Origin of the sequence: Pseudorhodoplanes sp. (assembly GCF_050250235.1) — a bacterium.
In the GTDB taxonomy this organism is placed as follows: domain Bacteria; phylum Pseudomonadota; class Alphaproteobacteria; order Rhizobiales; family Xanthobacteraceae; genus Pseudorhodoplanes.
Genome location: NZ_JBFWPA010000011.1, coordinates 39,114 through 57,903 on the forward strand (window position 1 = coordinate 39,114; position 18,790 = coordinate 57,903).

Consider the following 18,790-nt stretch of genomic DNA (forward strand, 5'->3'; position numbering starts at 1 on the left):
CTAGCGCCCCGTCCGCTCGAGGTCGCCGAGCAGTCCCTGCGGGCGGAGCCGCAGAAACAGCAGCAGCAGCACAAAGGCGATCGCATTCTTGTAACCGGAGCTCAGATAGCCCGACGCGAATGCTTCCGAGGCGCCCAACACAAGGCCGCCGACCATGGCGCCGCCGGGCCTTCCGAGGCCGCCGACGATACAGGCGACAAATCCCTTGATACCAAGAGCGATGCCGGTGTCGTACTGGACGAGCGAGATCGGCGCGACCAGCAGTCCCGCTATTGCTCCAAGAGCGCCGCTGATTACGAACGCGATCACGCTCATCGATTGGGTCTCAATTCCAACCAAACGCGCTGCTGACGGATTGACGGCGCAGGCGCGGAACGCCTTTCCCAGATAGGTCGAGTTGAAGAAGTAGGTCAGCGCCATCATCAGCGCGCAAGCGCTGCCGAGAACCCACAGCGACTGCGACGGGATCGTCACGCCGCCGAGATCGAGCGCGGCGGCCGACGAGAAGGACGGAATTGTACGCGCGTCAGTGCCCCAGATTGCAACAACAACGCCCTGCAACACGATGCCGACACCGATCGTGATGATGATCGCGAACAGGACATTTCCGCCTGCGGGTCGGATTGCATAACGCTCGATCGCGGCCGCGATCAGGGCGACCGCGCAAATCGAGGCTACTGCGGCAAGCGGAAGCGGCATTCCGCCTTCAATCAGCAGACTGGCCAGAAAAGCGCCGAGCATCGCGAATTCGCCTTGAGCAAAATTGACGATGCCGGTGACGTTGTAGATCACCGTGTATCCGATACCGACGATACCGTAGATGCTGCCGATCACGAGCCCCGCGAGCAGGAATTGCAAAAACTCGGTCATGCTACCGTGCGCTCGTGTCGTAAGAGACGTTGCGGGTGACCTGGAATTCGCACCATGACGTCCTCTTGTTACTCGTCAAGTCAGCAACGTGCCTCGCTACGGATCATCTCCGATTAATTCTCGAACAATTTCAAGCAAGTTACGTGCCATAGCCCTCAGGCGGAGGTCTCTAAACGCAGATCCTTTGGGCGACGTTGTGCGCATTGCGGCGCAGTCAAATCGCATCGGCTCAGAGCCGTCGCGCAGGACCCAGAAGCTGCTGGCCAATTTTCTCCGGCATCTGTTCGACCAGCGAGATCTTGAAGTCTTCCACAACGACACCCGAACCGTCGGCTACCTTCACGACCGCATTGAACGAAGCGACGGCACCGGCCGTGTCAACCAGTGCTTCTTCGCCGAGTGTCGAGCCAATTGCATTACGCGCACGCGCGAGACGATCCGGATCGGCGCCTAGAACGGCTTCGACGAATTCGGAAAACAGGGCCGCGTGAGGCACACCGCTCTCGACTGAATTGTCGACGACGGATTCCAGGTCGATGTTGTGGCCTTCATGATTGCCGCTCGCACGGAGCAGCGAGGCATGACTGGCGGTTCAATAATAGCAGCCGTTTATGGCGGATGCCTTGGCGGCAATGAATTCCAGTTGCGTATGGGTGATTGCCCGGTATTCATGATCGAAATCACGGATCGCATCCTGCGGCAGATACAGCGCGATATCCAGGTCGAAGAAGCCGATCACCGTCTCCGGCACGAGACTTAGTGCGCGTTGAATGTGGACCGACCCGTAAGTCGTAAAGGGATCCACATCGTCGGGCGTCAAATCCTCCGGGGCGAGCGTCGGCACCCAGGCAATCTCTATCTTCGCATTCTTGGGCCGTCGGCGGGACGGCTCGCCTGGCCGAGCGGTTGGCAACGGCCGCAGCGGTTCGTCGATGGCATGGGTGAATGTGTCGAGACCCGCGACCGTCGCCACCAATCCAACGATCTCGACATATTCCGCATCTGTCAGACCCTGCTCATAACACTTATTCAGCCAGCTTTGAGTGAGCCGGCCCGCATCGGTCCGAACGCGATGGATAACGTCAACGACAACGTCAGGCAGCTCGCTGACCGTGTCGTGTGTCCCAGCAACCGTATAAGGCGACAACGCGGACTTTCGGCGCTGGCATAATCCGCAATGCATCGCGTTACGCGTCTCGGCGACCATCCGCAACCGCTGTTCTCCGGTCCACCACGTGCCCGGACTGGCCAGATGGACCCAGGCCCGTTCGATCGCGTCGGCCAGATCTTTCCGGATCGATAATGAGCGATAGTCGTAGGATCGCGCAGAGGTCATGATATTGTTTCCCGATTGGGAGAGGCCGAGCACAGAATGAGGATGGCGTTTTCGGACCTGCCTTGCAAGTCCGGAGCGTTTGAAATTTCATCGGATGACCAGTAGCTTAGGTTTGAAGCGTGGATCCATCGTGAGAGGCCAAGCGCGATGGTAGCGGATCTTTCGAATCCGTTGAGATGCCTGCCGTCGGTCGACGAGGTCCTGAAAGAGGGGATCCCGGCGGACGCGTTCGAGCGGCATGGTCGCACTGAAGTGTTGAGCGCCGTGCGCTTGGCTATCGCTCAATTGAGAGCGTCGCTGGAAAGCCATCCCCTGCCTCCAGACGACGCTGCGTTGCTTGCAGCAAAGCGCGCGCTTGGCCTGCTCGCAGACCGGAGCAATCCTTCGCCGCGGCCGGTTATCAATCTCACGGGAACGGTCATTCATACCAACCTCGGCCGGGCGGTGATGCCGCCGGAAGCGATCGAGGCCATGGCGGTAGCGGCTCGCGATGCGTCCAATCTCGAATTCGATCTGCAAAGCGGACAGCGTGCCGACCGCGACGATCACGTCGAACCGTTGCTGCGTTCGCTGACCGGGGCCGAAGCCGCTACCGTTGTGAACAACAACGCGGCCGCCGTCATGCTGGTTCTCAATACGCTGGCGGCGCGCAAGGAAGTTCCGGTGTCGCGCGGTCAGTTGATCGAAATCGGCGGATCATTCCGGCTGCCGGATATCATGGCGCGGGCCGGAGTGAAATTGCGCGAGGTCGGGACCACGAACAAGACCCGCATCGAGGATTATCGCGACGCGATCGGTCCGCGCACCGCGTTGCTGATGGAAGTGCATACCAGCAATTACGAAATCCAGGGTTTCACCGCATCGGTGGCGACCCGGCCACTGTCGTCGCTCGCCAAAGCATCGGGCATTCCTCTGCTTGTCGATCTCGGCAGCGGCAGTCTTGTCGACCTGACACGATTCGGATTACAGCGCGAACCGACTGTGCAGGACGTGCTGGCGAATGGCGCCGACCTCGCGGTTTTCAGCGGGGACAAACTGCTCGGCGGCCCGCAAGCGGGGATTATCGTCGGCCGCGCCGACCTTGTGGCGCGTATCAAACGCAATCCGATGAAGCGCGCGCTGCGAGTCGACAAGATCACGATCGCAGCCCTAGCCGCCGTTTTGAAACTTTACGGCGATCCGGACAGGCTTGCCATGCGGTTGCCGGTGCTTCGCCTGCTGTCCCGCCATGCTTCGGACATCGCGGCCCAAGCGTCGCGGTTGCTTCCACAGGTGCGCACATGTCTTGAAGGGATCGCTTCGGTCGAAATCGCGGATTGCGACAGTCAGGTCGGCAGTGGAGCCTCGCCGACCGCGACGATACCGAGTGCGGGTCTCATCCTGCGGCCGCTTCGGGGAGGCGATCGCGCCTTGCGTTTGTTTGCGCGAACGCTTCGCGAGTTGCCCGTACCCGTGATCGGACGGTTGCATCAGGGCGGCGTTCTCCTCGATCTGCGATGTCTCGACGAGGACCATGCACTGATCAGGCAGCTTGAACACCTGGGCCCCGGAGACACGCCGTCACTCCAATGATCGTGGCCACCGCCGGACATATCGATCACGGCAAGACCGGACTGGTGACCGCCTTGACCGGCGTCGATACCGACCGCCTGCCGGAAGAAAAGCGCCGCGGCATGACGATCGATCTCGGCTTCGCCTATTGGCGCGGCGATGACGATGTCCTGCTGGGCTTCGTGGACGTTCCGGGGCACGACCGGTTCGTTCATACGATGGTCGCCGGCGTCGGCGCCGTTGATTTCGCGCTGCTGATTGTAGCAGCCGACGACGGCCTCATGCCGCAAACCAGGGAACATCTCTCGATCCTGTCGCTGCTCGGGATCCGGCGCGGCGCGATCGTGGTGAGCAAGGCCGACAAGTCCGAATCCGGCCGCGCGACAGACGTCGCAAACGCGGTCCGGGCGATCGCCACCGACAATGTATGGAGATCGGCGCCGCATTTTGCGGTGTCGAGTTTGACCGGTGAGGGCATCGCGTCGCTTCTGAGGCACCTCGCGGATCAGGCGAAACAAATCCAGGACCGCCGGCCCACGCTGGGGTTCCGAATGACGGCGGATCGCGTCTTCAAGATCGACGGAGCAGGGCTGGTGGTGAGCGGCGCGGTCATTGCCGGACAGGTCGGTCGTGGTGACCATGTTGTTGTCAGCCCCGCGGGGATGTCGGCGCGCGTGCGCCAAATTCATGCGAACAACCGCGAATCCGATGTCGCAACCGCCGGGGATCGTTGTGCGCTCAATCTGGTACTTGAGAGGAGCGGGACGATCCGCCGCGGCGACTGGATTGCTGCGCCCGATACCACTGCGCCGACCTGCCGGTTTGATGCCCATCTCCATATCCTGGAAAGTGCTGCCAAGCAGTTCCGGAGCGGCGTAAGAATTCATCTTCATGTCGGAACCGCCGACGTGACGGCGCGGGTCGATGTGTTGAGCCGCACCAGTCTGGCTCCGGGTGAAAGCGGAATGGTTCAGATCATCACCGAAAAGCCGGTTGATGTTCTTTGCACGGATCGTTTCATCATCCGCGACCGGTCCGCGACAATGACGCTGGGTGGGGGCTCGGTGATCGACCCTTGGCCTGCGGTGCGCGGCCGCGCGCGGCCGCAACGGATCGCAATCCTGGACGCGATGGCTGATCCGTCGCCGCACCTGGCCTTTTCCAGACTCCTGACGGCTTCAGAGCAGGGCATCGATTGGGATGATTTCAGGCGCGCCTGGAACCTCACAGACGGCACGGCAAACGAGATTCTGGCTCACGAACGCGTTGTCGAACTCAAGACAGCGAAGGCGCGTATCATGCTCGCGCCTGACAAATGGGATGCGTTGTCACGCCGAATCGCCGAGGTGATGAGCCAATGGCACGCCGAGCGCCCGGACGAGATCGGACCTTCGCAGCGAGATCTGGCGGCGCGGCTGGCCACACATTCGCATCCTGCGCTGATGGATGCCGTGATCGAGACGCTCGTGCAAGACGGCGCGATCGTCCGTTCGAGAGCCCGGCTGCGTAATCCCGGCCATCAGCCGGTCCTGCTTCCGGCGGACCGCAAGATGTGGGAGCGTGTCAGCGCACTTTACAGCGACGCGCAGACGAGACCACCCACAATTCATGAGGTGGCGTCGCAGTTGCTGATCGCGAAGCCCGCGCTCGAAAAGTTTCTGGAGCGGATGGCGCAGCGCGGTTATCTCGTCCGCGTCAGCGATGCGCGCTACTTTGCGCCAGGCCAGTTGCAGAAGCTTGGAGAGCTTGCGAATGAACTCGTGCGCGAAGCGCCCGACGGCGCTTTCGCCGCCGGCCTCTATCGCGACCGCTGCAATCTGGGTCGCAATCTGACAATCGAAGTGCTGGAATATTTCGATCGTGTCGGCTTCACCCATTTGGCCGACGGCAAGCGCCGGGTCAGGCGGAAGCCAGCATTTATCGGCGCGTGAAGGTTGCGACCCCGGCCAGGTGAGCTATGGTCCGAGGTGGAAGAGTTTCGTCCCCGGTGGGGCGCCCGGACTTCAAATCCGGAGAAGGTGCGCCAAGCGCGCCTTTGGGTTCGACTCCTACCTCTTCCGCCAGTTCTCCGTTGCACGCACCGCGGTAACCAGGCCAACGACATGACGCTAACTGTTGAACGGCCAGGCGTCACACGTCGCATCATGCCGAGAGCCGATAGACGCGGACGAAGTCCTATGGGCGACGCAAGGGGCCGTTCCCGTGATTGTCCGAGACCTCCTGCTTCTCCGCAGAAGCAGGCACTATATCTGCTGTCGGTAGGCCGAAAGTATGCGATCGGAACGCGCAATGGCCTCACGGTGAGCGGCCGCTTGGTCTGGTGGTGGAAGGACTGGCTGGACCGGCGGTTTATGTCGCGGTTCAGAAAGTTGCCTGCGCGCCGGTCTCGTATGATGAGTAAGGGTGATGATTAGCGTCATCGTTCCGACCTTCAACGCGGCTCGCACGCTTGGCAGCACATTGGAAAGCCTGGCTCCCTGTCGTCCCGAGCTTCTCAAGGAGCTCATCGTTGCAGACGGCGGGTCCAGCGACGAAACGGTCGATATTGCAAACAAGGCGGGCTGCGTTGTCGTGCCGGCCAATAAGGGCCGGGGGTTACAGCTTCGGGCCGGAACGCGTGCTGCTACTCAGCAATGGTTGCTCTTCCTGCATGCCGACACGCGCCTGGGTGATCACTGGGCTCGTGCCGTGTCGTCTTTTCTGCAGGAGCCGAAATCTGAATCGATTGCTGGCGTTTTCTCGTTCCGGCTCGACGATGATGGGCCAAGAGCGCGCATTCTTGAGCAGTTGGTCGCAATTCGCGTGAGGGTGCTTGCGCTTCCCTACGGAGATCAGGGTCTGTTGATGTCACGCGCGCTCTACGATGAGATCGGAGGGTTCGCGGACATTCCGCTGATGGAAGATGTCGACATCGTGCGGCGGATCGGCCGACGCCGCCTGAGAGTGCTCCCGGCTTCAGTTGTCACCAGCGCCGAGAATTATCGTCGTGACGGATATATCCTGCGCAGCGTACGAAATCTGTTCTGTCTTGGACTTTACTTTGTGGGGGTGCCGCCTTCTCGGATTGTGAAGATCTATGGCTAGGCCGCGCCTGAAACCCCTTGTGATCGTGATGGTGCGGGCGCCGCTGCCCGGCAAGACCAAGATTCGGCTCACCAAGCAGATCGGGTCAACCGAGGCGTTGCGCTTCTACCGTGCGACGACCGCCACGGTTTTGCGAAGGCTCGCGAGAGATCCCAGATGGCAATTGGTCTTGGCGGTGACGCCGGACCATCATGTTCGCTCGCGGTTCTGGCCGGCGGATGTGGTGAGGCTCCCTCAGGGGGTTGGCGGGTTAGGCCGGCGGATGCGCCTGTTTCTGTCGGTGCCGCGAGGTCGTCCCACCGTGCTGATCGGGTCTGATATCCCGAATGTAAGGCCCGCGCATATTGCGGGCGCATTGCGAAAGACCACGGCATCGAATCTGGTGCTCGGCCCGGCAGGCGACGGCGGGTTCTGGCTGATCGCAACACAGGCGCGGCCGCTCCGGCGTGCTCTCTTCGACAATGTCCGCTGGTCGAGCGAGTTTGCACTGGCAGACACCATCCGGAACTGGGGCGGCGCGGTCGCCCTAGCGACCCGCCTGTCCGATGTCGACACGCTGGAGGACTACCTGCAATGGCGCAGGGATGTACGATAGCCGGAAAGCATTAGGCGTCGGCCTCCGCGAACCGGGACTTGTCACTCTCCAACGGTGCATTGTTGCCCGTGGCACTCGCTGCGGCCCCGGGACTGCAGGATGATTTGCCGAGAACACAGAACTTGGCGCAATGCTGATGGTTGAGCCAGACAGCTCTTGCGGCGTCTCGCAAGGTTTCGCCCAACTCGAATTGCGGATCATAGGCAATCAGCGTGCAGGCGAGGACCGCGGGCCGGTCTGCTCCCTTTCGCTTCACGACCATGCGCGACTGCGAGCACATGAGGTCTTGAGGCGATGAGCCCAGAATATCCCAGCACTTCTCTGTAATTTCGGGCACGTCGACGCGCGGTTCCATCTCGGGGAAGAGAACAAGCCGCTCGAGGCTGTTCGCGTCGATATCAATGCCATGCTCCGCGAAAAGCCGCGCATATCCTTCGCGCTGGCTTTCGAGCGGCTCGCACCACATCGTTCGACCGGCAACGGAGACGTTGAATCCGGACTCGGCAAGCCAAATCAGGCCACGGAGGGTCGGCGTGAAGCTGTCAGCGCCGCGTTCCTCCTCGTGACGCTCAGGCGTGAAGTGATCCAACGAAACGCGCAACCTGAGCCGTTTGCCATAGCGCGCCTTGACCTCGAGAAGCCGGGGCTTCGAGCGTTGCATCGGCCGCATCGCATTCGTCAGCACAAGAACGTCATGGCCGCGCGAGAGCACATCGTCGAGCATTGTGAAAAAGCCTGGATTCATAAAAGGCTCGCCGCCGGTGAATCCGATTTCCAGTCGTCCCATTCCGCTTCGATCGATCTCGTCAAGGAACGTCGAAACCTCGTCGGGCGAGAGGTACGACAACTGATCCTTGCGAGGCCCGGAATCGATGTAGCAGTTCCGGCAGGCAATGTTGCAGAGCGTTCCGGTATTGAACCAGAGGGTCTTCAATCCCGCGAACTCGACAAAAGCACGGGCTTCCCCTGCTGCGGTGACCTCCGGCAGGCGGAACTTTCGCGGATCGAGTGCCGGTACCGCTGAACTCTTCTGCTTCGGCCACAGTGTGTCAGCGATCGGCGCCTTTGACCGCCGGCGGCGGCTGTGCAGATCGGTGGGTGCCCTCCAAACCACAGTCGCCTCCTGCAGCGCTTGGCCGCGAGCGCGGATCTCCTGGACGGGTAGAACATCGCAGTTCGGCCACAAGCCGCTCGAAAGCGCGGAAGCATAGCCTTCGGGCAGTCCGGCGCGCCTCATTTTGTGGGCTGCGGTCGCGTGATCGTAGCTGATGGATCGATGCTCGATCGTCAGTCCGCCGGCGATGGGGCTGATGATGCTGTACCAGACCCGTGGCGTGCCGTCGTTGGCCGGCATGCCGATAGCGCCCGCATTGTGCCAGAGATGGCCGGAGATCGACTGTGTGAAGGGCAACCCGCAATGCCCGCCGACCACGCCGTCGACATCAGCCTCCTCGATCGCCTTCAGCTTAAGCGCGTCTCCGGTCGAAGCGAAGACGAAGCGATTGATTTTGCCACTACTGCCGTGAACCACGGCGAGGCGAATGCCGTCGAAATCAAGGATTAGGCGCTCCGGGAGGCTTGCCATCCACTGACCGTCGTCAGCATTCAACTGACCGGCTGCGTGCCGGAACCAGGCATCCGAAAGTCGCGAACATTCGCTTCCCTCAGGGAAACCGCATCCGCAATCCGCCGCGGCGGCTCCGAGACTTTCCTCGCAATTCCCTTTCACGACATGCCGGACCGCGCCTCTGATCAGTGCAACGGTGTCCGACGCGTCTGCCGCATAGGCAACGACATCTCCGGTGCAGACCATCCGGTCCGGGGTGAAGCCGAGGCGGCTCGCCTCGTCGATCAAGGCCGTCGTTGCCTCGAAATTGCTGTACGGGCCGCCGAACAGAAGGATCGGCTCTGAGACTCGGATGGCTTCTATATTCTGCAGCTGTGAATGTCCTATTTTGTACGGCCGACGAAAAGTGTAGCCGCTCATTTCGTGGCGGCAACAGCAATGCGCGCAAATATCGCGTCCAACTCGCTTGCAAGCGACTTCAGCGCGTCTTTCCCTTGATCCAGATAGGGGGCAAACACGGTGCTTGGCGTCTTGTAGGACAACGTTGCGGTCCCGTCCGGGTTCTCCGTCACGTAGAAGCGAATCGGCGCTTCAATCCCGGCGGGAACGCTGGCCGCCAGCATGCGCCTGGCGAAGTCATTGCGATAGACGCCGACAACGCGATTGCCGGGGATCGTAAAGCCTGCGGCCTTGGCGGCGTCGGAGGCGCTCGCGGCGGTGACGAGCCCCATCTTTTCGGCTTTGACGGCAGCATCAAGACGCTCGACCAGCGCCGAGAACGACAACTTGGTATCGATGACCGACCAGCCAGGGTGCGGAGCAACGGTTCCCGCGTTGCCGGTGGCCGACATGAATAGTAAAGCGATAGCAGCGAAAGCGAAGCGGTTCATGACCTGACTCCTGCGTTTGGACGGGGGACGGATGAGCATGAAATTCAACTGAACATAGTGCCGAGTGTCTTCGAGTGTGAGACCTCAAATGAGGCGCCGCGCCGGTCTAGTTCCCGATCGAGAGCTTCGATGTGCTCAAACAGGGAAATGTCGAGCTGAGATGTGACCTCCAGGCGCGTATCCTCGAACGCGTCTTCGTTTGGATGCGTCGATTGCCATTGCTTCACCCGCAGGTCGCGGTCGATCAGCAGCTTCTCGATTTGAGGTCTGAACAGTCTGATCATGGCGGTCAGCCACCGGTCTGCCGGAAAGTCATCGGGGCGCTGAACTGCGAAGCGATCAAGCTTGGCGATGATCTGGTCGGCTTTGCGCCACACCTCGCCTGTGACCCACCGATTGGTCGTAAACAGCCGCACAGGAAAGCCCGTCGGGGTCATCGAGATACCGACGAGATGCGTCAGACGAGGCTTTGAAGCGACCGAGTTGCGCCTGCGCTTCTCTCTGACGTCTATGAAGGTGTGGAAATGGCCGAAATCTTTCTCAGCACGTCCATCGGGAGCGTGCGCATGAAAATAATACTGACATCCCGAGTGCTCGTCGTACACATCCCCAGAGGGATAGTGATCCCACTCGACGAAGGCGTCGGAGCCACGCAAAACATCCAATACCAGGTTTTTCGACGGCTCACCAAGTTCGTCGATACAGCGGACGATTGTGATGCCTGCCTCGGCCATGTTCGCTAACCTCGTATCCGAAAGTCGCGACAGACAATCCTGAGAGATCATGCATTGGCCTCGCGGCTACGTGCCCTTGGGCCAGCGATCCGCGCGATCGCCAGCCCAAGGACGATGATAACAGATTAAGAGCGTTACTTCTTTTTCGGGGCGCACGGATTCGCCGCGCAAGGATTTTTCGCCTTCTTGGCGGCAGGTGCGCAGGGATTGCCGGCCTTCTGAGCCTTCGGGGCGCAGGGCTTGCAACCGCGTCGAGCGGCCGGTGCGCAAGGGTTCGCCTGTGCGAAGGCGGGAACCGGCGCGGTTGCCATAAGCCCGCCGATCGCAGTGATTGCGCCGAGTGTTTGCAGAGATTTCTTGAGTGCAGACATGTAAGTCCCTCCTTGGACCGATCAGTTCAACGGCTCTCGGAAGATCAGTCCCAACGCGGATTGCGGCCACTTGCCATCGGCCGATAAGCCCAAGGGCAACCATGTCATTGACGAACAAGCCCGAAAAAATCGGATCGCTCGCACTCCGCGGGGCTGTCACCAGCCGTCCTGACGTGTTCGGGAGGCGCATCAAAAAGGTTACGCGGCCGCATTGCGAGGCGCTCTCGCGTTTCCTGGATCTCACTTCAATTGCTGTCGAGGCAGGCCAATATTCGGAGGGCGGGGCCGCTCAGCCAGTCGATGCTTCCAGAGCCATACCCGACCACAAGACCCGAGCGGGAGACGAGGTATGTGATCGGCATGCCATAGAGAGCAAAAATGGCATTGTTCGGGTTCTCACGATTGGCGTACGCCACGAACTCGTGCGGATCGAGAAAGATCGGGAGCTCTCGCAAGTCGATGGACTTCTTGAAGCGCTCGACGGCCCTACGTCCGCCCTTGTCATGCGAGACTGCGACGACACGAAGGTCGGGAATGCTACGCGAACGGAGCAGGCGCTCCAGGACCGGCAGTTCGGTACGGCAAGGTGCGCACCAGGTCGCCCAGAAATTGACGAGGGCCGGCTTCCCACGCAACGTTCCGAGGTCGAGCACGCCGCCTTCAAGCCGAAACAGCCTGACAGCAGGAAGTGCCCGCGCAGGACGGATCATTACGATCGGCAGCCCGCTTTCAAGCGTAGCAGCCGACAGGCAGTCGGAAGAAGCGGATGCCTGCCGCCGGTCAGAAGGCATGAGCAGCGCTGCAGTCGCACAAAGCACGCTCCGCCGAGTCAGACGGACTTGATGCTTGCTCGAGCACGATTCGAATTGCCAAAGAGCCATTGTCGCGTATTGCCCGGACTTAGTGGTCAATCAAGCGTGGCGACCGATCAAACATCGCATTCGCTACGCTCAATCGGTCACGGTAGCCTGGATAGTTCGCAATCGGGTCTCGAAATATGACGTCGCTCTGCAGCGTCACCGACATCGGCTCTTGGAAGCGTCCGATGATCAAATCCGTTTGCCAATGTCGGCTTGACCACCTCGAAATAGGGCGAAATATCGAAGTCCCGCGGGGCGTACAGGGACGAGTGCCGGATGTGGGTGATGTCCCGTCTGGCGGACTCGCCCTCGACGCGATCGACATTCGGCAGGATCGGATAGCGCACGGCCTCAAACGCCTGGGCGATCAGAACCGAGCAGATGATGCGAGTCGGCTCACCGGAGCCCAGTGCGATCATGCGACGTCTCCAGCAAGACGGCATCGGTAGCGGGAACAGGTAGCGCGCGAGATCGATAATGTTTTGCAGATCATAGTCGAAACCGATCCTCTCCGACGCATAATTGCAGACCTTGCTCCGGTCTTCCGGCGATAGACCGATCGGCCGGCATATACGTGTATGGTAATGAAAATATTTGGATAGCGGCGCCGCTACGACCCCCTCGCCAAGATTCGCCTCGACGAGAGTTAGCGGTTCTCCGTCCTGCGTTTCGCGGTCCCCGATCCGTCCGACATACAACGCAGCATGAGACCAGGTCGACTGGGTCAGATACTTGATCACACCCGAGATCCTTGTATTTCCCTCTATCAGCAGTACATCACCCTGGCGTATGGCGGAACGCAGGGCATCTGGGGTGCTCGGAGTGAAAGGCTCAAATCCTTTGATCGGCGTGTCCAGATAGTCGGCTATCCGGCGGCCAACGTACTCGAGCACGGGCGACATTCCGAGTACTCCTCGAAAGCTCTGCGGCGAAAGGGAGAGAATTGTCTTGCCTTTCACCCGTGATTGATTTCGTTAGCGAGCCGCGTGAAGTTACAGTGAAGCTCCTCTGTCGAGGGCGGGCCGATCGCTCGAAAAGTACGAGATGGCGCAAGAACGACACGATAGCGAGAAACTTGCCGATCTTATGAGGGCCGGCCAGGACGGGGACAAGCGCGCGTATGCGCAGCTTCTCGCGGAAATTGCGCCCATCGTTCGGCGTTTTGTCCGCAGGCAGCGGTCCTTTCTCGATAGGGAGGACGTGGAGGACATTGTCCAGGATGTGCTGATTTCGGTCCACTCCGTCCGGCAGACTTACGATTCCGAGCGACCGTTTCTTCCCTGGCTCATCGCGATCGCCCGAAACCGCATGATCGATAGCGGCCGGCGCTATGTGCGCCGTGCGGCTCACGAAGTACGGGTGGAGGCGCCGCCTGTAACCTTTTCCGATCCAGACGCGAATCTCGGGCAGGCAGAGTACGGCGATCCGGAAGAGCTGAGACGCGCGATCGGTCGGCTCCCGGCCGGGCAGCGGGAGGCGCTTGAACTGCTGAAATTGAAGGAGATGTCGCTGAAGGAGGCGTCGGCGGTCAGCGGGTCCAGCGTCGCGGCACTGAAGGTCTCGGTGCATCGTGCGGTGCTGTCGTTGCGCAAAACGCTTAAGAAGGAATGAAATAATGGAGACCGATCGGCTTATTGAACGACTGGTAGAGGCGTCGGGTTCGATCCGCCCACTTGCTCGCCCCTGGCGACGCACGGCGATTTGGCTCGCGGTGGCCATTCCTTATGTGGCGCTGGTGGTCCTAGTGATGGCACCTCGAAGCGATCTTGTTGAGAAATTCGTCGATGCGCGCTTTATGATCGAGTTGCTTGCTGCGCTCGCGACCGGGATCAGCGCGGCATATGCCGCCTTCGCGACCACCATTCCCGGCTATGACCGGAGGCTGGTGCTGCTTCCGTTATTGCCGCTGTCGATTTGGGTTGCGAGCCTGGGGGAGGGGTGCCTGTCGAGCTTCGCGCAGACCGGCTCTTTTGGCCCCGGCTTCAGGATCGACCTCTTCTGTTTCCCCGCGATCGTTCTCGTCGGGATGATTCCGGCGGTCGCCATCGTGATCATGCTGCGGCGAGGAGCGCCTCTGGTCCCCTATCTGACCGCGGCTCTTGGCGGATTGGCGGCTGCGGGGATTGGCAGCTTCGGTCTGAGGCTATTTCATGCGCAGGACGCCAGTCTCATGATTTTGGTCTGGCAATTTGGGACCGTCATGGTGCTGACCTGCCTTGCGGGTGCAGTCGGCCGCCGCCTCTTCGATTGGCAAACCGTTCTTCGGGGGACACGACGGATTGCAGGTCGATCCTAAACTGCAGTCGGTGCGCCTTATGGGGCGAGCACGTTTTCAGTAACTCTAAAACCTGAGGCTTCCTTGATGCGGTCAATTGTCGCGCGACACGTGGGATCGCATTCTCGTGGACCGAGTATTCTGCTGCGGGCGCTTCTTTGCGCTGCGATTACCGTCACCTCGCACATGGCAGTCGCGGCCGAAAAGGTGAGATTTGCGGTAGGCCCGTTCCAGCCGACTCCAGGCGATACCCGAAGAGCCTATGAGCCCTTCTTCGCTCACTTGGCAAAGAGCGCCGGCGTCGAATACGAACTGGTCGTGACGACCGACTGGGCCGGGATCGCAACTGCGCTGGCAAACGGCCAAGCCGATGTCGCCTGGATGGGGCCATGGGGATATGTCCTCGCGCATCGCAATGGCGGCGCACAGGCGGTCGCCACCGTTAAGTATGACGAGAAACCATTCTACCATGCAATCATCGTTGGGCGGCCCGGCTTGAAAATGTCCGATTGGCCGGCAGCCGCCAAGGGCCTGAGCATTTCCTTTGCGGACCGCGGCTCGACATCCGGCTGGCTGATACCGACCTTCTGGTTCATGAGCAAAGGGATCGACCCAAAAAAGTTCTTCAAATACAGGGAAGGAGCATCACACCCTGCAAATGAAATTGCGGTGGCCAACGGCCAGGTCGACTTGGCGACCGATTATGACCGCAACCTCAACAGTATGATCGAGCGCGGTTTGATATCGAAAGATGCCGTCGATATCGTTTGGAAATCCGATCCACTACCGAACGATGCGCTGGTCGTCCGCAAAGGTTTCGACCCCGTTTTAATGGACAAGATCAGATCGTCAGCTCTCGCTTTGACGACGGATCAGGCAAAATCGATTATGCCGCCCCACTACACAGGCTGGATCTCCGCGACCCACGAATCGTACAAGATGATCGACGATGCGGGGATCGCGGTCGGGGTCATCAAGAGATAGCTCACTTAAAACCCGTTCGCATCGCGTGTACCATCAATCGTATTCCGAGCGTTGGCGTCCGATTCGCTTCGTGATCATCCTTGCGGGCGTGCTGGCATTCTATGCGTTCTGCTTCCATTTCGCCGACATCGACCTACATCGCCTTTGGCTGGGTTTGCCCCGTCTCGGAGCGTGGAGCGCGCGGGCGTGGCCGCCCGATTTTTCGGACTTTCAGGCCCTGCTGGCGCGCGCCGCGGAGACGATCGCGATGGCGACGCTTGGTACGACGCTCGGTGCGTTGATTGCGGTTCCGCTGTGCATCGCAGGAGCGCGTAATATAGCAACCTGGTCGATTGTATATCTGCCAACGCGATTTCTTCTGAATGCGTTGCGCGGCATCGACAGCTTCGTGTTCGCATTGCTGTTCGTCGCCGCGGTCGGACTGGGGCCTTTTGCCGGCGTTCTCGGCGTCGGCTTCCATACGGCTGGATCGATAGCAAAGTTGTGGGCCGAGACCATAGAGGCCGCTGAGAGTGGGCCTCTGGACGCTACGCGCATGACGGGTGCCAGCGAGTTGAAAGTCGTATCGTTCGCGCTCGTGCCCGATATTCTTCCGGCATCGGTGTCGATCGGGCTCTACATGTGGGAGTTCAATATCCGCGCATCGACTGTGCTCGGGATTGTCGGCGCGGGCGGACTTGGGCAGGAACTCAAAAGCAGCATCGATCTTCTGGACTTCCCGCGCGTATTCGCAATCCTCATCGTCATACTCGCCATGGTGACGTGTATCGATCAGGCCAGCGCAATCATTCGCAGGCGCATCACGTGACATTGCGGCGCGGCATTCATGTGAAAGATATTCACTTCGGATACGGTCAGACACACGTGCTCAGGGGCTTCACGTTGTCCGTAGAACCTGGCGAGTTTGTTGCCCTGGTCGGCCCGAGCGGCGCTGGAAAAACCAGTCTTCTTCGCTGCATTGCGCGTCTTGTCGAGGCCGATAAAGGCGAGATCTATGCGGCCGGCCACGCCATGCATGTACTGAGCGGCGCTTCGCTTCGTGCGGCTCGACGCGATATCGCTTTTGTTTTCCAGCAGTTCAATTTGGTGCGCCGCAGGACGGCGTTTGCGAACGCCGTCTCCGGCGCGCTTTTTGACATGCCGCTTTGGCGTGTAGTGTCGGGAGCCTATTCGCAGAGCGATCACAAAGTAGCCTTGTGGGCGCTGGAGCGGGTTGGACTACTGCGATTTGCTTCACAGAGGGCGGACCGCTTATCCGGCGGACAGCAGCAGCGGGTTGCGATTGCGCGGGCTCTTGTCCAAAGGTCTCAAGTCATACTCGCTGACGAGCCGGTTGCCAGCCTCGATCCCGTGGCCTCCAATGGGATTCTGCAGCTCCTTCGTGAGATCGCCCGCGAGCAGGGCGTTTCCGTGCTTTGCAGTTTGCATCAGCCCCAATTTGTGACCCGATTCGCAGACAAGTCGGTCGACTTGCCCCTGAAGCGCAATCGGTGAGTTTCACCTGCCACCGGTCAACGACGGACGCCGTCGGAGGCGGCCACCTTCACATCATCGTGAAAGCGTAACCGGATTGGCACCCGGAGCGAATGTTCCGGTGGCGCCACCATTGTGGCCTTCTTGTCGAGGAACGCGCATGTCGAAGAATCCTATATCGCTGCACCGCCGTACGCTGCTTCAATTGGCGCTGGGTGCGAGCGTCATCGTTTCATCCTTATCCGCCTTGCCGGCGGTTTCCCTCGCTTACGAAGAGGGCTCCAAGGCTGCGATCAACGTCGATGCCACAGGCGTTGCGCTGCGCGGCTACGATCCGGTCGCATATTTCACGGCAGGAAAACCGACGGCCGGCGACAAGCAATTTTCTGCCAAGCACGACGGGGCAACTTACTATTTTTCGAGTGCGGCCAACCGCAGCGAGTTCGAAAAGAACCCGGCGAAATATGCACCGGCCTTTGGCGGCTTCTGTGCGATGGGTGCGGCACTCGGGAAGAAGCTTGACGGCGATCCGGCATATTGGCGGGTTGTCGACGGCAAGCTCTACCTGAATGTCGGGGCGCCGGCCCAGAAGCGATGGCTGGAGGACATTCCTGGCAATCTCTCGAAGGCGAATGCCAACTGGCCGCAGATCCGGGACAAGGCTCCAAAGGAGCTTTAGTCGCCGCCGAGGGCTCTTCGGGCTCCGTGCGCGTTACGACCTCCAGCGCATGCGGAGCCCGAAAGAGCATCGGCAATTGCCCTTCGCTGCAGGACAAGGGATGTTTGACAACTTTGATGCGACCTTCCTGAAGCGATCGGGTTCTCTCGGATGACCACACTCAAAGGCGTTGGTGCCTGCGTTTTCGATGCCTATTAGCTCAAAGGTCAGGATGAGATTTACTTCGGTACACATGAGATCGGCGGGCTGTCTGTCAGCGAAGCCTCGACGAATGGGGGCCAATCCGAACCGTCGATCGAGGTCGGCGTCCACCGCGGACTTCGCCGCCAATGGTAACATTGCAAGGCAATGATCGATGAACACCGACGAACTCATTCGAACGCTGGCGGAGGACACCCGGCGTGTGACCGACGCGGGAGCGTGGCGCGTGGCCGGCGCGCTGATCGCCGGCGGGTTCGTCGCGCTGCTCGCGATCGACGCGCTGTTCGGACCGCCGCTGCGTGCGGTGGCGGCGACCGGGGTCATGGTGTTCGCGGTGAAGCTCGCCTACGCTGTTTCAATGACCGCGGTCGTGGCCAGTCTTTTGCTGGTCGCAGGGCGGCCCGGCCAGCGTTTCGGATTGCGCTACCTGTGGTTGCTCGCCCCGCCGCTGGAAGTGGCCGCCGCCGCGGCAATGGAGCTCGGGATTGCGTCACCCCATGCGCGTGCCGCCTTGGTGCTGGGCTCGACCTGGCAGACTAGCCTGATCAGCGTCGTCGCGATGAGCGTGCCGGTATTCGCGGCGCTGATCTGGTCGTTTCGACGACTTGCACCGACACGTCTGAGACTGGCTGGTTGTCTTGCCGGACTCTGCTCGGGCGCAATGGCTAGCCTGGTCTATGCGCTCTACTGCACCGAAACCGCGCTCTCGTTCCTGCTCGTCTGGTATTCGCTCGGCATGGTCGTGCCGGGGATTGCCGGCGCGCTGCTCGGCCCGCGCGTGCTGCGCTGGTGAGCGGGGTTCTCGATGAAGTTGGTCCGCATCCTGCACCAGCGCACCGGCGAGCTGATCGCCGAAGGGCCGCTCGGCCTGTTCGGCATCACGCCCTTTGAAGGCAACTACTATATCGCTCGGCGTTATCTGAAGACCGACAGGTTCGCGACGAACTGGATACCCGGCCTGTGCCCCTACAAAGGAACTGCATGTCTGGCTGCATTTCATCGCCATCGACGGAACGCGCGATACGATGCTCGGCTGGCGTTACTTCCTGCCTAATCCGCTGTTTTTCTTCATCGCCTTTCGTGTCGCGGTCTCGCAGACCTCGCCGGAAATTCGCGTCGAGACGCTGCCATTACAATAGGAGCGGGAATTCGTTGCTTGCCGCGATAGATGACGAGCAAATAGTCAAGCTTCAAAACCCTTTTTGGCAGCAGACGCCTGATGCCGGAACAGGATTGGGACAAACAAGGTCTCTATTCGGGCCTCAATCGTGCCGGGAGAATGCCCCGTCAGTGGCTGGCGGGACATTCTTTTTTTGAGGA

Annotated in this window: 18 protein-coding genes, 1 tRNA gene and 1 pseudogene; 13 read left to right on the top strand and 7 right to left on the bottom strand. The window is 60.5% G+C overall.

Translation table 11 applies throughout. The features are described 5' to 3' along the window. On the bottom strand, window positions 1-870 hold the full coding sequence (locus tag AB7F49_RS07530) for a branched-chain amino acid ABC transporter permease (RefSeq protein WP_428521216.1): 870 nt from the start codon (window positions 868-870) through the stop codon (window positions 1-3). 229 nt (window positions 871-1,099) lie between these two features. Then, the gene (locus AB7F49_RS07535; protein ID WP_428521217.1) at window positions 1,100-2,206 is read right to left on the bottom strand and encodes an alkylhydroperoxidase-related (seleno)protein; all 1,107 of its coding nucleotides are present in this window, start codon (window positions 2,204-2,206) and stop codon (window positions 1,100-1,102) included. 147 nt (window positions 2,207-2,353) lie between these two features. Here AB7F49_RS07535 and selA point away from each other — a divergent pair, with 147 nt between their 5' ends. The 5 genes from selA (at window position 2,354) to AB7F49_RS07560 (ending at window position 7,436) form a co-directional block, all read left to right on the top strand. Continuing rightward, window positions 2,354-3,778, top strand: a complete 1,425-nt coding sequence (gene selA / locus AB7F49_RS07540; RefSeq protein ID WP_428521218.1) for an L-seryl-tRNA(Sec) selenium transferase — start codon at window positions 2,354-2,356, stop codon at window positions 3,776-3,778. Next, the gene (gene selB, locus AB7F49_RS07545) at window positions 3,775-5,688 is read left to right on the top strand and encodes a selenocysteine-specific translation elongation factor (protein WP_428521219.1); all 1,914 of its coding nucleotides are present in this window, start codon (window positions 3,775-3,777) and stop codon (window positions 5,686-5,688) included. Before selA ends, selB begins: the two co-directional genes overlap by 4 nt. A 38-nt stretch (window positions 5,689-5,726) precedes the next feature. After that, window positions 5,727-5,820: transfer RNA gene (locus AB7F49_RS07550), tRNA-Sec, on the top strand. A 343-nt stretch (window positions 5,821-6,163) separates the two neighbouring features. Then, on the top strand, window positions 6,164-6,841 hold the full coding sequence (locus tag AB7F49_RS07555) for a TIGR04283 family arsenosugar biosynthesis glycosyltransferase (protein WP_428521220.1): 678 nt from the start codon (window positions 6,164-6,166) through the stop codon (window positions 6,839-6,841). Next, the gene (locus tag AB7F49_RS07560) at window positions 6,834-7,436 is read left to right on the top strand and encodes a TIGR04282 family arsenosugar biosynthesis glycosyltransferase (protein ID WP_428521221.1); all 603 of its coding nucleotides are present in this window, start codon (window positions 6,834-6,836) and stop codon (window positions 7,434-7,436) included. The genes AB7F49_RS07555 and AB7F49_RS07560 overlap by 8 nt, the downstream gene beginning before the upstream one ends. Before the next feature lie 10 nt (window positions 7,437-7,446). Here the strand turns inward: AB7F49_RS07560 and AB7F49_RS07565 are convergent, their stop codons facing one another. The 5 genes and pseudogenes from AB7F49_RS07565 to AB7F49_RS07585 form a co-directional block, all read right to left on the bottom strand. Next, window positions 7,447-9,291, bottom strand: coding sequence for a radical SAM protein (locus AB7F49_RS07565; protein WP_428521222.1), 1,845 nt, complete (start codon window positions 9,289-9,291; stop codon window positions 7,447-7,449). Window positions 9,292-9,419: 128 nt separating this feature from the next. Then, on the bottom strand, window positions 9,420-9,893 hold the full coding sequence (locus AB7F49_RS07570) for a DUF302 domain-containing protein (protein ID WP_428521223.1): 474 nt from the start codon (window positions 9,891-9,893) through the stop codon (window positions 9,420-9,422). A gap of 44 nt (window positions 9,894-9,937) precedes the next feature. Further along, window positions 9,938-10,627: a DUF6969 family protein gene (locus tag AB7F49_RS07575; RefSeq protein WP_428521224.1), complete on the bottom strand. Its 690-nt coding sequence runs from the start codon at window positions 10,625-10,627 to the stop codon at window positions 9,938-9,940. 616 nt (window positions 10,628-11,243) lie between these two features. After that, entirely contained in the window at window positions 11,244-11,789 is a 546-nt protein-coding gene (locus AB7F49_RS07580; RefSeq protein WP_428521225.1) for a TlpA family protein disulfide reductase, read from the bottom strand. 233 nt (window positions 11,790-12,022) lie between these two features. Further along, window positions 12,023-12,760: pseudogene (locus AB7F49_RS07585) on the bottom strand (YiiX/YebB-like N1pC/P60 family cysteine hydrolase); the annotation flags it as partial. A gap of 142 nt (window positions 12,761-12,902) precedes the next feature. On the opposite strand from AB7F49_RS07585, the gene AB7F49_RS07590 reads away from it, so the two are divergent. From AB7F49_RS07590 to AB7F49_RS07625, 8 genes are all read left to right on the top strand, one after another. Then, window positions 12,903-13,469 carry a sigma-70 family RNA polymerase sigma factor gene (locus AB7F49_RS07590; protein WP_428521226.1) on the top strand — a complete coding sequence of 189 codons (567 nt, stop codon included), beginning with the start codon at window positions 12,903-12,905 and terminating at the stop codon, window positions 13,467-13,469. A 4-nt stretch (window positions 13,470-13,473) separates the two neighbouring features. Continuing rightward, window positions 13,474-14,154, top strand: a complete 681-nt coding sequence (locus tag AB7F49_RS07595) for an NrsF family protein (RefSeq protein ID WP_428521227.1) — start codon at window positions 13,474-13,476, stop codon at window positions 14,152-14,154. A 66-nt stretch (window positions 14,155-14,220) separates the two neighbouring features. After that, window positions 14,221-15,117 (top strand): phosphate/phosphite/phosphonate ABC transporter substrate-binding protein, encoded by an 897-nt coding sequence (locus AB7F49_RS07600; protein WP_428521228.1) that lies wholly within the window; start codon window positions 14,221-14,223, stop codon window positions 15,115-15,117. A 70-nt stretch (window positions 15,118-15,187) separates the two neighbouring features. Next, entirely contained in the window at window positions 15,188-15,925 is a 738-nt protein-coding gene (gene phnE, locus AB7F49_RS07605) for a phosphonate ABC transporter, permease protein PhnE (protein ID WP_428521229.1), read from the top strand. Beyond that, window positions 15,922-16,611, top strand: a complete 690-nt coding sequence (locus AB7F49_RS07610) for a phosphonate ABC transporter ATP-binding protein (RefSeq protein ID WP_428521230.1) — start codon at window positions 15,922-15,924, stop codon at window positions 16,609-16,611. Before phnE ends, AB7F49_RS07610 begins: the two co-directional genes overlap by 4 nt. Window positions 16,612-16,750: 139 nt before the next feature. After that, the gene (locus tag AB7F49_RS07615) at window positions 16,751-17,269 is read left to right on the top strand and encodes a YHS domain-containing (seleno)protein (RefSeq protein WP_428521231.1); all 519 of its coding nucleotides are present in this window, start codon (window positions 16,751-16,753) and stop codon (window positions 17,267-17,269) included. A 355-nt stretch (window positions 17,270-17,624) separates the two neighbouring features. Next, the gene (locus tag AB7F49_RS07620) at window positions 17,625-18,263 is read left to right on the top strand and encodes a DUF1109 domain-containing protein (protein ID WP_428521232.1); all 639 of its coding nucleotides are present in this window, start codon (window positions 17,625-17,627) and stop codon (window positions 18,261-18,263) included. 12 nt (window positions 18,264-18,275) lie between these two features. Next, the gene (locus AB7F49_RS07625) at window positions 18,276-18,524 is read left to right on the top strand and encodes a hypothetical protein (protein ID WP_428521233.1); all 249 of its coding nucleotides are present in this window, start codon (window positions 18,276-18,278) and stop codon (window positions 18,522-18,524) included. The last annotated feature ends 266 nt before the right edge of the window (window positions 18,525-18,790 follow it).

Coding starts and splice junctions, on each gene's coding strand:
- AB7F49_RS07530 (WP_428521216.1), bottom strand. CDS start 870: ATGACCGAGTTTTTGCAATTCCTGCTCGCGGGGCTCGTGATCGGCAGC.
- selA (WP_428521218.1), top strand. CDS start 2,354: ATGGTAGCGGATCTTTCGAATCCGTTGAGATGCCTGCCGTCGGTCGAC.
- selB (WP_428521219.1), top strand. CDS start 3,775: ATGATCGTGGCCACCGCCGGACATATCGATCACGGCAAGACCGGACTG.
- AB7F49_RS07555 (WP_428521220.1), top strand. CDS start 6,164: ATGATTAGCGTCATCGTTCCGACCTTCAACGCGGCTCGCACGCTTGGC.
- AB7F49_RS07560 (WP_428521221.1), top strand. CDS start 6,834: ATGGCTAGGCCGCGCCTGAAACCCCTTGTGATCGTGATGGTGCGGGCG.
- AB7F49_RS07570 (WP_428521223.1), bottom strand. CDS start 9,893: ATGAACCGCTTCGCTTTCGCTGCTATCGCTTTACTATTCATGTCGGCC.
- AB7F49_RS07575 (WP_428521224.1), bottom strand. CDS start 10,627: ATGGCCGAGGCAGGCATCACAATCGTCCGCTGTATCGACGAACTTGGT.
- AB7F49_RS07580 (WP_428521225.1), bottom strand. CDS start 11,789: ATGCCTTCTGACCGGCGGCAGGCATCCGCTTCTTCCGACTGCCTGTCG.
- AB7F49_RS07590 (WP_428521226.1), top strand. CDS start 12,903: ATGGCGCAAGAACGACACGATAGCGAGAAACTTGCCGATCTTATGAGG.
- AB7F49_RS07595 (WP_428521227.1), top strand. CDS start 13,474: ATGGAGACCGATCGGCTTATTGAACGACTGGTAGAGGCGTCGGGTTCG.
- AB7F49_RS07600 (WP_428521228.1), top strand. CDS start 14,221: ATGCGGTCAATTGTCGCGCGACACGTGGGATCGCATTCTCGTGGACCG.
- AB7F49_RS07615 (WP_428521231.1), top strand. CDS start 16,751: ATGTCGAAGAATCCTATATCGCTGCACCGCCGTACGCTGCTTCAATTG.
- AB7F49_RS07620 (WP_428521232.1), top strand. CDS start 17,625: ATGAACACCGACGAACTCATTCGAACGCTGGCGGAGGACACCCGGCGT.
- AB7F49_RS07625 (WP_428521233.1), top strand. CDS start 18,276: ATGAAGTTGGTCCGCATCCTGCACCAGCGCACCGGCGAGCTGATCGCC.